We start from the raw sequence: 13728 nt of genomic DNA, 5'->3' as shown, positions 1-13728 counted from the left end.
GTCTTGGCGGGCAAAAAACAAGCCGAGGATTATACCTGAGCTATGACCTCACGCGCCAGTTGAGGTCGGGTTTGATGCGGAAACATTGCGACTTAATAGGTCGCGCAGTTGATTTTTCTCTTCGGCGCTCAGTTCGCTTTGACGCGCTTTCCTGAGCAACTGTTCCAGATTTCGCTCGCGTTGGCGGGCTGACAAGCTAGTAATGGTGTCGAAAAACTGTTGTTCAAGGTTTTCTCCGTCAATCAGCCACTCCTTTTCCGCCAACGCCTTGAGCAAGCGACCCTGTTCAGTGCCATGCCATCGCGCGATCAACTGAAATGAGTTTAGCTTGGGATTCTTCTGTACGGCTTCGAGCAGCGCCACAAGCAACTGGGCATTGGTCTGATTTTCGTCCGCAATGTGTCCGGCGTCTTCGACGCGTTCGGCCAGTTGCGGGTGGTGCAGCAATGTACGCAGGGCGGTCAGCGTCGGCGACTCGACACCAATCGGCGTGCGTGGGCGCTGTTGATCGCGATCGCCGCCACGCTTGCCGTTCTTGTCCCAAGGTTTCTTGTCCCATTTCTTGCCGCCGGCGCCGGGTTTCTTTGGCGTCCACTCCTGCTGCGGCACATACATGTCCTGTGCCTGCGGCTGATGGTAGTCGCTGTAGTCCGGCATTGCGTCGTAATCGATGCCCGGATCGTAGGTCGGAGGAGCTTCCTGCGGCGCACTTTGCGCAAGCTGGCTGACCGTTTCGCTGCTCAGGCCGGTGATTTCGGTCAGGCGCTGACGCATCAGAATGCGCAAGTTGGCGCCGGGCACTTTGTCGATCAGCGGCGCGGCGAGGGTAGCCATGTGGGCCTTGCCTTCGAGCGAGCGCGGATCGGCTTCCTCGGTCAGTTGCTGGAAGAAATAGTCTGCCAGCGGCTGCGCATGCTGATTGATGCGAGCCTTGAAGGCGTCAGTGCCTTCGGCGCGAACCAGCGTATCCGGGTCTTCGCCTTCGGGTAGAAACAGGAAGCGCGCACGGCGCCCGTCCTGCAGGCACGGCAGTGTCGCTTCCAGTGCGCGCCATGCAGCATTGCGGCCAGCCTGGTCGCCATCGAAGCAGAACAGAACGTTGGGCACGACGCGAAACAGGCGCTTGAGGTGCTCTTCGCTGGTCGCCGTGCCCAAGGTTGCGACGGCATTGCGCAAGCCTTGCTGGGCGAGGGCGATGACGTCCATGTAACCCTCGACGACGATGATTTCGTCGAGGTTGCGGTTGTTCTTGCGTGCTTCATAGAGGCCGTAGAGTTCCTGGCCTTTATGGAAGACCGGGGTTTCCGGCGAGTTCAGGTATTTCGGCTTGTCGTCACCCAGTACCCGGCCACCGAAAGCGATGATCCGGCCACGGGTATCGCGGATCGGGAACATCACGCGATCGCGGAAGCGGTCATAGCGTTTGCCGGTTTCGGCGTTCTCGATCAGCAGGCCGGCGTCGATCATGGCCTTCTGCTGCAACGTGTCGCTGCTCAAGTGCTTGAACAGATTGTCCCAGCCCGGCGGCGCAAAGCCGAGACCGAAGTCCCGGGCGATCTCGCCGGTCAGACCGCGGCCCTTGAGGTAATCCACCGCAGCCTTGCGCGCCGGATGGCTCTTGAGCGCCTGGCGGTAGAAGTCGGCGGCGGCGGTGAGCAGCGGATACAGCGGCGAGTCGGTTGGCTGCCGCGGTTTGTGCGGGCGGCCGCTTTCTTCGCGGGGGACTTCCATGCCAGCGGCTTTGGCCAGGTCCTCGACAGCCTGGGGGAAATCCAGGTTGTCGTGGTCCATGAGAAAGCCGAGGGCATTGCCGCCGGCGCCGCAGCCGAAGCAGTAATAGAACTGCTTGTCGGGGCTGACGCTGAACGACGGGGTTTTCTCTTTGTGGAACGGGCAGCAGGCGGTGTAGTTCTTGCCGGCCTTTTTCAGTTGCACGCGCGAGCTGACCACGTCGACGATGTCGGTGCGGTTCAGGAGGTCGTCAATAAAGCTCTGGGGAATCAGCCCGGCCATGGCGTTCTCGTCTGCGCTGTAATGAGTCCGATGCGAAGGGCGGCCGGACACAGGTCTTGAGTGAAGCGCACAAAATGGGCGGTTCGACCGGTCGGTGCATATTCGCTGTCGGGAAGTGTATCTGCCGAAAATCCACTGACGTTAGTAACCATCAGTCTTCGACTATTTGAAAGTGTTGCGCTGAATCCGCTGACGGCCGATAAATGGCCTCGGATAGCTCAATAAAGCGGGCACGCATGGAGGTGCCTTGGGCTGATCGTCGTGAGAGGAATCAGTGGGTGTGCTCGTCAGTAGCCTTGAAAGGCTCGTCAGAAAAGACGTGCACCGCTGGCAAAAGAGCCAGGTCTGACGCGTGAAGCAGATTTGTCTCGGTCGCGTGTGCGGCTTCGACGGTGAAGCATCAAGCGTTTTACGCAAATGCCATTAGCCCGGCTGAAGGCCGGGCTTAGGCAAGAAGCTTGCTACGAACGTCTGTGTATTAGTACAGACGAACGGCGCGGCGCTGTTCGCGCTGAACTTTCTTGGCGTGACGCTTAACAGCGGCTGCTGCTTTGCGCTTACGCTCAGAAGTTGGCTTCTCGTAAAATTCGCGGCTACGAACTTCAGCCAGTACACCGGCTTTTTCGCAGGAGCGCTTGAAACGACGCAGAGCTACGTCGAAGGGTTCGTTCTCTTTAACTTTGACGGCTGGCATCCAGAGCTACCTTCATTCATTACCGGGGTCAACATCCTCGCGGCAAAAGAGCACTTGAAGACGTCGGTTTTTAAGGGTTGCGGATGTTAACCCCTCATCGCTCGGAATGCAAAGCCTCTGATCGAAAACCGCTAGTCGGGGCATCGCGTGGCGACTATTATGCGCGCCTTCGAATTCAGCCTAAACAAGGCGCAAACCCATGCTAGTACTGGGATTAGAAACCTCCTGCGACGAAACCGGCGTCGCATTATACGACAGTGAACGCGGCCTGCTGGCCGACGCGCTGTTCAGCCAGATCGACCTGCACCGCGTCTATGGCGGCGTAGTGCCGGAGCTGGCCTCGCGTGACCACGTCAAACGCATGCTGCCCTTGATTCGTCAGGTGTTGGCCGAGGCCGACTGCGTGCCGACCGAGATCGATGCGATCGCCTACACCGCGGGCCCGGGCCTGGTCGGCGCGCTGCTGGTCGGTGCCTCGTGCGCTCAGGCGCTGGCGTTTGCCTGGGGTATTCCGGCACTCGGTGTGCACCACATGGAGGGCCACTTGCTGGCGCCGATGCTGGAGCCCAAACCGCCGGAATTTCCGTTCGTCGCTTTGTTGGTGTCCGGTGGGCACACGCAACTGGTTCAGGTCGATGGCATTGGCCAATACAGCCTGCTCGGCGAGACCCTCGACGATGCCGCCGGTGAAGCGTTCGACAAAACCGCGAAAATGATGGGCCTCAATTATCCGGGCGGGCCGGAAATCGCCAAGCTGGCCGAGAAGGGCGTTGCGGGACGTTTCACCTTCCCGCGTCCGATGTGTGATCGCCCGGGTCTGGATTTCAGCTTCAGTGGCTTGAAGACCTTTGCCCTCAACACCTGGCAGCAATGCGTCAGCGCCGGGGACGACAGCGAGCAAGCCCGTTGCGACATTGCGCTGGCGTTCCAGCAGGCCGTGGTGGAGACTTTGACCATCAAATGCAAGCGGGCCCTGAAACAGGCAGGCATGAAACGTCTGGTGATCGCTGGCGGCGTCAGTGCCAACAAGGCGTTGCGTGTTTCGCTGGAAAAGATGCTCGGCGATATGAAGGGCGATGTGTTTTACGCCCGTCCCGAGTTTTGCACCGACAATGGCGCGATGATCGCGTTTGCCGGTTGTCAGCGTTTGCAGGCCGGTCAGCAGGAAAGTCTGGCGATCAGCGTGCAGGCGCGCTGGCCGATGGAGCAGTTGTCGGCGCTGTAATGTGCGGCGCTCATGGGCGGTATTTAAAAATGCCGTTCGCGCCCGGCAAACAGGTCGCGTAGATTGCCGCGGTGGCGCCAGACGATCAGAAGCGTCAGCGCGCTCATCGGCAGCAGCGCCTCCGGCTCTTGCCATGCAAGTAGGGGCAAGGTCAGTGGCGTGGCGATCAGCGCCGCCAGCGAGCTGGTACGGGTCAGGTAGAACGTCAGCAGCCAGGCGCACACCGCCAGCAGCGCGGCGGGTGGATACAGGCCCAGCAGCATGCCGGCAGCCGTGGCGACGCCTTTGCCACCGCGAAAACGGAAATACAGCGGGAACAGGTGACCGATCACGGCGCACACGCCGATCCAGGCCTGATCCTGCAGCGAAAGGCCAGCGGCTGCTGCGATCAGCACCGGCAACAGGCCTTTGCACAGATCACCGAGCAAGGTCAGGATCGCCAGTTTGCGACCGGCCAGGCGCAGCATGTTGGTGGCGCCGGCATTACCCGAGCCACTCATTCGCGGGTCCGGATTTCCGGTCAGGCGGCTGAGCAAAATGGCGAAGGACAGAGAGCCGAGCAGGTAGGCGAGGGTCGCCAGTAACCAAAACATGCTAACTATTCCGGGCGAGGACGCCCTGATTCTAACGGCGCATTGCGCCCTTGTCGTGCAGCGGAGAAAAGTGCTTGGACAGAGTGTTTATCGAGGGCCTGGAAGTCGACACCGTGATCGGTGCCTATGACTGGGAGCGCGGCATCCGTCAGTGCTTGCGTCTTGATCTGAGCTTCGCCTGGGACAATCGTCCGGCTGCGGCCGGTGACGACCTGACCCTGGCGCTCGATTACGCCAGCGTTTCCACGCGCATCCAGGCCTTTGCCGAACAAGCGCAATATCAATTGGTCGAGACCTTTGCCGAGCGTCTGGTCGAAGTGCTGATGACCGAGTTCAAGATTACCTGGGTTCGCCTGAAACTGACCAAGCCGGGCGCCGTGCCGGCCGCCAAGGGTGGCGTGGGTGTGGAGATCGAGCGCGGATGTCGCTGACTCAGGTGTACCTCGGGCTCGGTAGCAATATCGAGCGCGAAACCCATTTGCGCGCCGGGCTCGACGCTTTGGCGACATTTCTGGTGGATATCCACTGTTCGGCGGTGTTCGAGAGCCAGCCGGTGGGAATCAAGAGCGGGCCGTTCTTCAATTTCGTGGTCTCGGCGTTTACCGATCTGCCGTTGGTGGAATTGGATCGACGCCTGAAATTCATCGAGGCCGATAATGGTCGCTATGCCCCTGATCGCAAAGGGCTGCCGCTGGATATCGACGTGTTGTTGTACGGCGATCTGACGGGTAATTTCGATGGTTTGATCCTGCCGCGTGCCGAAATTCTGAAAAACGCCTTTGTGCTGTGGCCGCTGTCGCTGATTGCGCCGGATCGGGTGCATCCGGGTGTGGGAAAAAACTTCGCGACATTGTGGGCCGAGGCGCAGATTGATCAGGTGTTGGCACCGGTGGGATTTGAATGGCGTGGCGAACAGCTCACGCCTTTGAACCTTTGAAGCAAAAGATCGCAGCCTGCGGCGGCTCTTACACGGGGACGCGCGTTTCCATGTAGGAGCTGCCGCAGGCTGCGATCTTTTGATCTTGCTTCAGCGGTTTTCCTTGTACGCTTTCAACGCCTTGAGTCGCTCACGCTTGAGCGCTTCCCCAAGCTCCGGCCCTTTAAAGCCCTTCTCCAGCAGCGGCTGCACCGCCACCCCGCGTGCCACATTGGCTGCTCCACGCAGATAATCGGCCTGTGGATAACTGCGCTGTTCCAGCCCCTTGCGTCCGCGCGCATCCATCTCGCACGCGACGATGAACTCCTCGAAACGCTGCGGGCGACGATACACGTCAAAGCTCTGCAAAAGCTCCAGCAAGGTCGATGCCTTCAGCTCCAGGGCGCGGTGGCCGTGGGTGTGGTACTGGCCAACCAGCAACGCCAGTTCCTGACAGTCCTTTGGCGCCTTGAAGCGTTCGTTGACCGCTTTGATCAGCTTCAACCCCGTGTGTTCGTGGGCGATGTGCCGTGGCCAGGCTTCTTCAGGAGTCAGGCCTTTGCCAAGATCGTGGAGCAGACAGGCCCAGCGTACGGTTAGCGGTTGCTTGTGCAGCGCTGACTGTTCCAGCACGCTGAGTGTGTGGAGCCCGGTATCGATTTCCGGGTGATGCGCCTCCGGTTGCGGCACACCAAACAGCGCGTCAACTTCCGGCATCAGTACTTTCAGCGCGCCGCAGTCGCGAAGTACCTGAATGAATACCTGTGGCTGATCCTCCATAAGCGCGCGGGAGATTTCTTTCCAGCTGCGCTCGGCGGTCAACGCTTCCAGCTCGCCGGATTCGCTGAGCTGACGCATCAGTTCCAGCGTTTCTGGGGCGACGGTAAAACCCAGTCCGGCATAACGCGCGGCAAAGCGCGCAACGCGCAGTACCCGGAGCGGATCTTCGGCAAATGCGGGGGAAACGTGACGCAGGATGCGCGCTTCGAGATCGCGCTTGCCATGATAGGGATCGGTCAGATTCTGTTGATCATCCTCGGCCATTGCATTGATGGTCAGGTCGCGGCGGATCAGGTCCTCTTCAAGGGTGACTTCGGGGCTGGCGTGAAAGGTGAAGCCGCCATAACCGCGACCGCTTTTGCGTTCGGTGCGGGCGAGAGCGTATTCCTCGCCGGTTTGCGGGTGAAGGAATACCGGAAAATCCGCGCCAACCGGGCGATAACCCTTGGCGAGCATCTCGTCCGCCGTGGCGCCGACCACTACCCAATCAATATCGGTCACCGGTAACCCGAGCAAGCGATCGCGTACCGCACCGCCAACCTTGAAAATCTGCATAAAAAACCTCCGTTAGCCCGACAGGATAAACCTTGTGCCGGACTTTCGGAGGTCAGAACCGCAACTAGAGATGAATCACGGCCAGGTCGAGCCGACCGTAATCACCCTCGCTGTGTTCACTGCGTGGCGGCACGTGATGGGTTTTCATGATCTGGTCGCCCTGCAGGGTTTCCAGATGAATGTCGAAGCCCCACAGCCGGTGCAGATGCTTGAGTACCTCATCGGTGGAGTCGCCAAGCGGTTTACGGTCGTGTTGCTGGTGACGCAAGGTCAGCGAGCGGTCGCCGCGTCGGTCGATGCTGTAGATCTGCACATTCGGCTCACGGTTGCCGAGGTTGTACTGCGCCGCCAGAGTTTCACGGATGATCCGGTAACCGGTTTCGTCGTGGATCGCCGGCACCAGCAAATCGTCCTTCTGGTCGTCATCGAGGATGCTGAACAGCTTGAGGTCGCGGATGACCTTGGGTGACAAGTACTGCAGGATGAAGCTTTCGTCCTTGAAGCTGCTCATGGCGAACTTGATGGTCGAGAGCCAGTCGGAACCGGCAATGTCCGGGAACCAGCGCCGGTCTTCCTCGGTAGGGTTTTCGCACATGCGGCGGATGTCGCGATACATCGCAAAGCCCAGTGCGTAGGGGTTGATTCCGCTGTAATACGGGCTGTCGAAACCTGGCTGGAACACCACGCTGGTGTGCGAGGTAAGGAATTCCATCATGAAGCCGTCGGTCACCAGGCCTTCGTCATACAGGTCGTTCATCAGCGTGTAGTGCCAGAACGTGGCCCAGCCTTCGTTCATCACCTGCGTCTGACGCTGTGGATAAAAATACTGGGCGATCTTGCGCACGATGCGCACGATTTCCCGCTGCCACGGCTCCAGCAACGGTGCGTGCTTCTCGATGAAATACAGGATGTTTTCCTGCGGTTCGGCCGGGAAGCGGGCGTTGTCCTTGTCGCTGTATTTGTCTGCGCCTTTGGGAATGGTGCGCCACAGATCGTTGATCTGCTTTTGCATGTGCTCTTCGCGGTCCTTCTGCCGCCGACGTTCCTCTTCAGCAGAAATCGGATACGGACGCTTGTAGCGGTCGACGCCGTAGTTCATCAGCGCATGGCAGGAATCGAGCAGGTCTTCTACCGCATCGATACCGTGGCGCTCCTCGCACTGCATGATGTACTGCTTGGCGAACACCAGGTAATCGATGATCGAGCTGGCGTCGGTCCAGGTGCGGAACAGGTAGTTGCCCTTGAAGAAGCTGTTGTGGCCATAGCACGCGTGCGCCACCACCAGCGCCTGCATGCAGATGGTGTTTTCCTCCATCAGGTAGGCGATGCACGGATCGGAGTTGATCACGATCTCGTAGGCCAGCCCCATCTGTCCGCGGCTGTAGGATTTCTCGGTGCTGAGGAAGTGTTTGCCGTAGGACCAGTGGTGATAGCCCAGTGGCATGCCAACCGAGGCATAGGCGTCCATCATCTGCTCGGCGGTGATCACTTCGATCTGGTTGGGGTAAGTATCCAGAGCATACCGGGCCGCAATCCGGGCGATCTCGCGGTCGTAGGCCTGAATCAGCTCGAACGTCCATTCGGAGCCGGTGGAAATGGGTTGGCGCTTCTGCTCTTTGGCGGTCATGTCACTAACCTGCGCTGGAAGAGTTCACGGAAGACCGGATAGATATCCCCGGCCGAGACCAGCTGCTGCTGGGCAAACGTGTCGGAAAAGGCTTCGGCGATGCGTTCGTATTCGTACCAGAGGGCCTGGTGTTCGCGTGGGGTGATTTCCACATAAGTGTAGTACTGCACAAACGGCATGATCTGGTTGATCAGGATGTCGCGGCAGATCGGTGAGTCGTCGTTCCAGTTGTCACCGTCGGAAGCCTGCGCGGCGTAGATGTTCCATTCGTTGCTCGGATAACGCTCGGCCATGATCTCCTGCATCAGTTTCAGGGCGCTGGAGACGATGGTGCCGCCGGTTTCCCGCGAGTAGAAGAACTCTTCCTCGTCCACTTCCCGGGCGCTGGTGTGGTGGCGGATGAACACCACATCGATCTTGTCGTAGTTACGTTTGAGGAACAGGTACAGCAGGATGAAAAAGCGTTTGGCGATGTCCTTGGTGGCCTGGGTCATCGAACCGGAAACGTCCATCAGGCAGAACATCACCGCTTTGGAGCTGGGGTTGGGCTGCTTGACCAGCAGGTTGTATTTGAGGTCGAACGTATCGAGAAACGGCACCCGGTGGATGCGCGCGCTGAGTTTTTCGATTTCTGCCTCGAGTTCCTGAATATCGCCGAAGTTGTCCGGCTCTTCGCGTTTTAATCGCGCCAGTTCTTCTTTGGCCTCGCGCAGCTTGGCGCGGCTGCTGCCGGACAGGGCAATGCGCCGGGCATGGGCCGAGCGCAGGGTGCGGATGATATTGATCCGCGACGGGTTGCCTTCGTTGCTGATCCCGGCGCGCACGGTCTTGAACGTGTCAGTCCCGCTGAGATTGCGTTTCACCAGATTCGGCAGTTCGAGGTCTTCGAACATGAATTCGAGGAATTCTTCCTGAGTGATCTGGAAAACGAATTCGTCCATGCCCTCGCCGGAATTGCCAGCCTTGCCGGGGCCGCGTCCGCCGCCACCTCCCGGTGGCCGGGCGATGTGTTCGCCGGCAGTGAATTCCTTGTTGCCGGGGTGAACCACGGTCTGCTTGCCGCCGCGACCGTGGTGAAGCACCGGTTCGTCGATGTCGCGACCGGGAATGCTGATTTGTTCACCGTGTTCCATGTCCGTGATGGAACGCCGGCTGACCGCCTCTTCGACAGCCTTCTTGATGTGATCACGGTAACGCCGCAGAAAGCGCTGGCGGTTCACCGTGCTCTTGTTCTTGCCATTGAGACGTCGGTCGATCACATAGCTCATGACTGCTCCTTAGAAGCTGTCCTGCAAAGGCGGGAGCGGTCATGCAGCATGGAGCCGAATGCCAGGGGACGGAAACGCTCCCCCAAGCGCTCTGGATGCTGCCTGTACCTCGCTACCGACTTGCGGACACCTTCCAGAGGCCTGTGTAGCAGAAAATGCGGGCACAGGCCTCGGGCTGACGACAACCGGTCTTACCGGCCGCGGTTTACTGTGACTTTCTGACTCGCAGGTACCACTCGGACAGCAGTCGTACCTGTTTGTCGGTGTAGCCGCGTTCGACCATTCGAGTAACGAAGTCGTTGTGTTTCTGTTGATCCTCTTTGCTGGCCTTGGCATTGAAGCTGATGACTGGCAGCAGGTCTTCGGTGTTGGAGAACATTTTCTTCTCGATGACCACCCGCAGTTTCTCGTAGCTGAGCCAGGTCGGATTCTTGCCGTTGTTGTTGGCTCGGGCGCGCAACACGAAGTTGACGATCTCGTTGCGGAAGTCCTTCGGATTGCTGATGCCGGCCGGTTTCTCGATTTTCTCCAGTTCTTCGTTCAGGGCGACACGGTTGAGAATCTCGCCGGTTTCCGGATCGCGGTATTCCTGATCCTGAATCCAGAAGTCCGCATACAGCACGTAGCGGTCGAAGATGTTCTGCCCGTACTCGCTGTAAGACTCCAGGTAAGCGGTCTGGATCTCCTTGCCGATGAATTCGATATAACGCGGCGCCAGGTACTCCTTGAGGTAGCGCAGGTAGCGTTCACGGGTTTCAGCCTGGAACTGTTCCTGTTCGATCTGCTGTTCCAGCACGTACAGCAGGTGTACCGGGTTGGCGGCGATTTCATGCGGATCGAAGTTGAACACTTTGGACAGGATCTTGAAGGCAAAGCGGGTCGACAGACCGTTCATGCCTTCGTCGACGCCCGCCGAGTCGCGGTATTCCTGAATCGACTTGGCCTTCGGATCGGTGTCCTTGAGGTTTTCCCCGTCGTAGACGCGCATCTTCGAATAGATGTTGGAGTTTTCCGGCTCCTTGAGGCGCGACAGCACAGTGAACTGCGCCAGCATCTTCAGGGTGTCTGGCGCGCAGTGGGCCTTCGCCAGCGAACTGTTGAACAGCAATTTGTCGTAGATCTTCACTTCGTCACTGACCCGCAGGCAGTACGGCACTTTGACGATATAGATCCGGTCGATGAAGGCTTCGTTGTTCTTGTTGTTGCGGAAGGTGTGCCATTCCGATTCGTTGGAGTGGGCGAGCAGGATCCCGGTGAACGGAATCGCCCCAAGACCCTCGGTACTGTTGTAGTTGCCTTCCTGGGTGGCGGTCAGCAATGGGTGCAGCACCTTGATCGGTGCCTTGAACATTTCGACGAATTCCATCAGGCCCTGGTTGGCCCGGCACAGCGCGCCGGAGTAGCTATAGGCGTCGGCGTCGTTCTGTGGGTATTCCTCGAGTTTGCGGATGTCGACCTTGCCCACCAGTGCGGAGATGTCCTGGTTGTTCTCGTCGCCCGGTTCGGTCTTGGCCACGGCGATCTGATTGAGGATCGACGGGTACAGCTTGACCACGCGGAACTGGCTGATGTCGCCGCCAAATTCAGCCAGGCGTTTGGTCGCCCACGGCGACATGATGGTGTTCAGATAGCGCCGCGGGATGCCGAAGTCTTCCTCGAGGATCGCGCCATCTTCGGTGGCGTTGAACAGACCCAGAGGTGATTCGAATACCGGCGAGCCCTTGATCGCATAGAACGGCACTTTTTCCATCAACTGTTTCAGCTTCTCGGCCAGGGACGATTTACCGCCACCGACGGGGCCGAGCAGGTAGAGAATCTGTTTCTTCTCTTCCAGGCCTTGGGCGGCATGGCGGAAATACGAAACGATCTGGTCGATGCATTCTTCCATCCCGTGGAAGTCTTCAAAGGCCGGATAGCGACGAATCACCTTGTTGGAGAAGATCCGCGACAGCCGCGAGTTGGTCGACGTATCGAGCAGCTCGGGTTCGCCAATAGCCATCAGTAGACGCTCGGCGGCGGAAACGTAAGCGCTGCGATCCTTTTTGCACAGCTCCAGGTACTCCTGCAGCGAGAGTTCTTCCTGGCGTGTGGACTCGAAGCGTTGTTGGAAGTGGCTAAAGATACTCATGACGTCACCTCGCTCGATACGTGGAGCCGACGCCGGATCACTCAGTCGATGCTGGCAAGCAGCCGTGGTGGCCACTTGTTTACCCCCCAGAACACTTTCGCGGTCGACAACCTTGAAAGTCACTCCCGATGACCCGTGCGCCGGTGTACCGGCTCTCCCCTGTTTTGGATGGCCTGGGCTTAAGGATAGTTGGGAATTCGAGAGGTAAAGGCGAGATACGTAATTAGTTGTGGCAGACCGTTCGTCTGTCACGCGCAGGCCCGCGTGAGCCGGGGCCTGCGCGTGACAAAAAAATTATTCGGCGCCGCCTTGCGCGGTTTCCGCAGGATAAGTCGTACGCCACAGCTCGAAGCCGCCGTCCATGCTGTAGACGTCGGAGAAGCCCTGGCTGATCAGGTAAGCCGCAGCGTTCTGGCTGGAGTTGCCGTGATAGCAGACCACCACCAACGGTGCGTCGAGATCGGCGTTACGGATGAATTCCGAGATCGAGTGGTTATCCAGATGGGTCGAGCCGGCGATGTGCAGCGCGGCATAGGTTTGCGGGTCGCGGATGTCGACCACCACTGCGCCTTGTTCACGCAGGGCCTGGGCCTGTTCCGGGGGGATTCGTTTGAATTCGCTCATGGCGGGTTCCTGTAGCTCGGCAGAATGCGCAGTCTAACGCGGGACGCTGACTGGCGACGTTTCGGGGATAAGTGGCGCGACGGTCGGGGCAAGTCCGCCGTGCTCATCGCATTTGCACGACACGCGCTCGCCGCTGTCGACGTTCATCAGGGTCAGGCTGCCGCCCCAGACACAACCGGTGTCCAGTGCCGAGACGCCTGGTTCACGGACATCGCCTTCCAGTGCGGCCCAGTGGCCGAAAATGATCCGCAGGCCACGGGTTTTGCGCTCCTTGTGCTGAAACCACGGTTTGTAGCCCGGTGGCGCGGTGTCGAGGCCTTCCTTGCTCTTGAGGTCGAGCTTGCCGTCGGCGGTGCAGAAGCGCATGCGGGTGAAATAGTTGGTGATCACGCGCAGGCGGGTCACGCCGGTGAGATCGCTGTCCCACTTCGCCGGCTCGTTGCCGTACATGCCATCGAGGTACAACGGAAACAGGTTGTCGTCACGCAGCGCGGCTTCGGCTTCGGCGGCGTACTTCAAGGCCTTGCGCAAGGACCACTGCGGGGGGATGCCCGCGTGCACCATGGCGACTTCGCGCTGTTCGTCATAGTGCATGAGTTTCTGTTGGCGCAGCCATTCGAGCAGGTCAGCCGCATCGGGGGCTTCGAGAATCTCGCGCAGGGTGTCGGATTTCTTCAGGCGCTCGATGTTGTTGGCGGCGGCGAGCAGATGCAGATCGTGGTTGCCGAGTACGCAGACCAGTGAGTCGCGCATGCCATAGAGAAAGCGCAGAGTCTCCAGCGACTGAGGTCCGCGATTGACCAGATCACCGACCAGCCACAGCCGATCAAGCCTGGGGTCGAACGCGACTTGCTTGAGCAAGCACTTGAGCGGATCAAGGCAGCCTTGCAGGTCGCCGACGGCGTACGTCGTCATCAGTGCAGGGCTCCAGGCACGGCGAGGCGAAAAGGCTTGATGATCGCATCGAAATGCTTGCCATCGTCGGCGACCATTTCGTAAGAGCCCTGCATGGTGCCGACCTTGGTGGTCATCACTGTGCCGCTGCTGTAAGTGTGACTTTTGCCGACCTCGATCAGCGGTTGCTGGCCGACAACACCGGCGCCGCGAACCTCTTCGACATGTCCGTCACCGTCGGTGATCACCCAGTGCCGCGACATCAGGCGGGCGGGCTTTTCGCCATTGTTCTGTACGGTGATGGTGTAGGCGAAGGCGAAGCGGTCGTGCTCGGGTTGCGACTGGTCTGCCAGATAATGGGTAACGACGCTGACATCGACCTGGTAACGGGAATCGGACATGCAAAAGGGC

The 13728-nt window shown here is 59.3% G+C and carries 13 protein-coding genes; 3 read left to right on the top strand and 10 right to left on the bottom strand.

From position 1 onward, the window contains the following. Positions 1–48: 48 nt before the first annotated feature. The gene (gene dnaG / locus GTQ41_RS25160; RefSeq protein WP_047296995.1) at positions 49–2013 is read right to left on the bottom strand and encodes a DNA primase; all 1965 of its coding nucleotides are present in this window, start codon (positions 2011–2013) and stop codon (positions 49–51) included. 478 nt (positions 2014–2491) lie between these two features. Next, the gene (gene rpsU, locus GTQ41_RS25155) at positions 2492–2707 is read right to left on the bottom strand and encodes a 30S ribosomal protein S21 (protein ID WP_002551877.1); all 216 of its coding nucleotides are present in this window, start codon (positions 2705–2707) and stop codon (positions 2492–2494) included. A 199-nt stretch (positions 2708–2906) separates the two neighbouring features. On the opposite strand from rpsU, the gene tsaD reads away from it, so the two are divergent. Continuing rightward, on the top strand, positions 2907–3932 hold the full coding sequence (gene tsaD, locus GTQ41_RS25150) for a tRNA (adenosine(37)-N6)-threonylcarbamoyltransferase complex transferase subunit TsaD (protein ID WP_039768071.1): 1026 nt from the start codon (positions 2907–2909) through the stop codon (positions 3930–3932). Between the two features lie 23 nt (positions 3933–3955). On the opposite strand, the gene plsY is transcribed toward tsaD, so the two are convergent. After that, positions 3956–4525, bottom strand: a complete 570-nt coding sequence (gene plsY, locus GTQ41_RS25145; protein WP_041070041.1) for a glycerol-3-phosphate 1-O-acyltransferase PlsY — start codon at positions 4523–4525, stop codon at positions 3956–3958. A 74-nt stretch (positions 4526–4599) separates the two neighbouring features. Between plsY and folB the strand changes: the two genes are divergently transcribed. Then, complete coding sequence (gene folB, locus GTQ41_RS25140; RefSeq protein WP_041070044.1) at positions 4600–4956, top strand: dihydroneopterin aldolase; 357 nt, start codon at positions 4600–4602, stop codon at positions 4954–4956. Then, the gene (gene folK / locus GTQ41_RS25135) at positions 4947–5462 is read left to right on the top strand and encodes a 2-amino-4-hydroxy-6-hydroxymethyldihydropteridine diphosphokinase (protein ID WP_047296990.1); all 516 of its coding nucleotides are present in this window, start codon (positions 4947–4949) and stop codon (positions 5460–5462) included. Before folB ends, folK begins: the two co-directional genes overlap by 10 nt. Before the next feature lie 90 nt (positions 5463–5552). On the opposite strand, the gene GTQ41_RS25130 is transcribed toward folK, so the two are convergent. The 7 genes from GTQ41_RS25130 to apaG all read right to left on the bottom strand — a co-directional run bounded on the left by GTQ41_RS25130 (position 5553) and on the right by apaG (position 13718). Further along, positions 5553–6776, bottom strand: a complete 1224-nt coding sequence (locus tag GTQ41_RS25130; protein ID WP_047296988.1) for a multifunctional CCA addition/repair protein — start codon at positions 6774–6776, stop codon at positions 5553–5555. 64 nt (positions 6777–6840) lie between these two features. After that, on the bottom strand, positions 6841–8403 hold the full coding sequence (locus GTQ41_RS25125; RefSeq protein WP_047296987.1) for a SpoVR family protein: 1563 nt from the start codon (positions 8401–8403) through the stop codon (positions 6841–6843). Continuing rightward, positions 8400–9671: a YeaH/YhbH family protein gene (locus GTQ41_RS25120; protein WP_041070055.1), complete on the bottom strand. Its 1272-nt coding sequence runs from the start codon at positions 9669–9671 to the stop codon at positions 8400–8402. The genes GTQ41_RS25125 and GTQ41_RS25120 overlap by 4 nt, the downstream gene beginning before the upstream one ends. Before the next feature lie 205 nt (positions 9672–9876). Beyond that, a complete protein-coding gene (locus GTQ41_RS25115) occupies positions 9877–11799 on the bottom strand; it encodes a PrkA family serine protein kinase (RefSeq protein WP_003228848.1) in 1923 nt (640 codons plus the stop codon). 294 nt (positions 11800–12093) lie between these two features. Beyond that, positions 12094–12423, bottom strand: coding sequence for a thiosulfate sulfurtransferase GlpE (gene glpE / locus GTQ41_RS25110; RefSeq protein WP_041070058.1), 330 nt, complete (start codon positions 12421–12423; stop codon positions 12094–12096). A gap of 33 nt (positions 12424–12456) precedes the next feature. Next, entirely contained in the window at positions 12457–13338 is an 882-nt protein-coding gene (locus GTQ41_RS25105) for a symmetrical bis(5'-nucleosyl)-tetraphosphatase (RefSeq protein ID WP_047296986.1), read from the bottom strand. Next, positions 13338–13718, bottom strand: a complete 381-nt coding sequence (gene apaG, locus GTQ41_RS25100) for a Co2+/Mg2+ efflux protein ApaG (RefSeq protein WP_047296984.1) — start codon at positions 13716–13718, stop codon at positions 13338–13340. Before apaG ends, GTQ41_RS25105 begins: the two co-directional genes overlap by 1 nt. Positions 13719–13728 lie beyond the last annotated feature (10 nt).

This window comes from Pseudomonas sp. AN-B15 (assembly GCF_019056475.1).
Lineage (GTDB): Bacteria > Pseudomonadota > Gammaproteobacteria > Pseudomonadales > Pseudomonadaceae > Aquipseudomonas > Aquipseudomonas parakoreensis.
The sequence above is the reverse complement of the archived record's forward strand: the minus strand, read 5'-3'. Positions and strand labels throughout refer to the sequence as shown.

Excerpts from the sequence above, each read along its gene's own strand:
- dnaG (WP_047296995.1), bottom strand. The coding sequence starts at position 2,013 with ATGGCCGGGCTGATTCCCCAGAGCTTTATTGACGACCTCCTGAACCGC.
- rpsU (WP_002551877.1), bottom strand. The coding sequence starts at position 2,707 with ATGCCAGCCGTCAAAGTTAAAGAGAACGAACCCTTCGACGTAGCTCTG.
- tsaD (WP_039768071.1), top strand. The coding sequence starts at position 2,907 with ATGCTAGTACTGGGATTAGAAACCTCCTGCGACGAAACCGGCGTCGCA.
- plsY (WP_041070041.1), bottom strand. The coding sequence starts at position 4,525 with ATGTTTTGGTTACTGGCGACCCTCGCCTACCTGCTCGGCTCTCTGTCC.
- folK (WP_047296990.1), top strand. The coding sequence starts at position 4,947 with ATGTCGCTGACTCAGGTGTACCTCGGGCTCGGTAGCAATATCGAGCGC.
- GTQ41_RS25130 (WP_047296988.1), bottom strand. The coding sequence starts at position 6,776 with ATGCAGATTTTCAAGGTTGGCGGTGCGGTACGCGATCGCTTGCTCGGG.
- GTQ41_RS25125 (WP_047296987.1), bottom strand. The coding sequence starts at position 8,403 with ATGACCGCCAAAGAGCAGAAGCGCCAACCCATTTCCACCGGCTCCGAA.
- GTQ41_RS25120 (WP_041070055.1), bottom strand. The coding sequence starts at position 9,671 with ATGAGCTATGTGATCGACCGACGTCTCAATGGCAAGAACAAGAGCACG.
- GTQ41_RS25115 (WP_003228848.1), bottom strand. The coding sequence starts at position 11,799 with ATGAGTATCTTTAGCCACTTCCAACAACGCTTCGAGTCCACACGCCAG.
- glpE (WP_041070058.1), bottom strand. The coding sequence starts at position 12,423 with ATGAGCGAATTCAAACGAATCCCCCCGGAACAGGCCCAGGCCCTGCGT.
- GTQ41_RS25105 (WP_047296986.1), bottom strand. The coding sequence starts at position 13,338 with ATGACGACGTACGCCGTCGGCGACCTGCAAGGCTGCCTTGATCCGCTC.
- apaG (WP_047296984.1), bottom strand. The coding sequence starts at position 13,718 with ATGTCCGATTCCCGTTACCAGGTCGATGTCAGCGTCGTTACCCATTAT.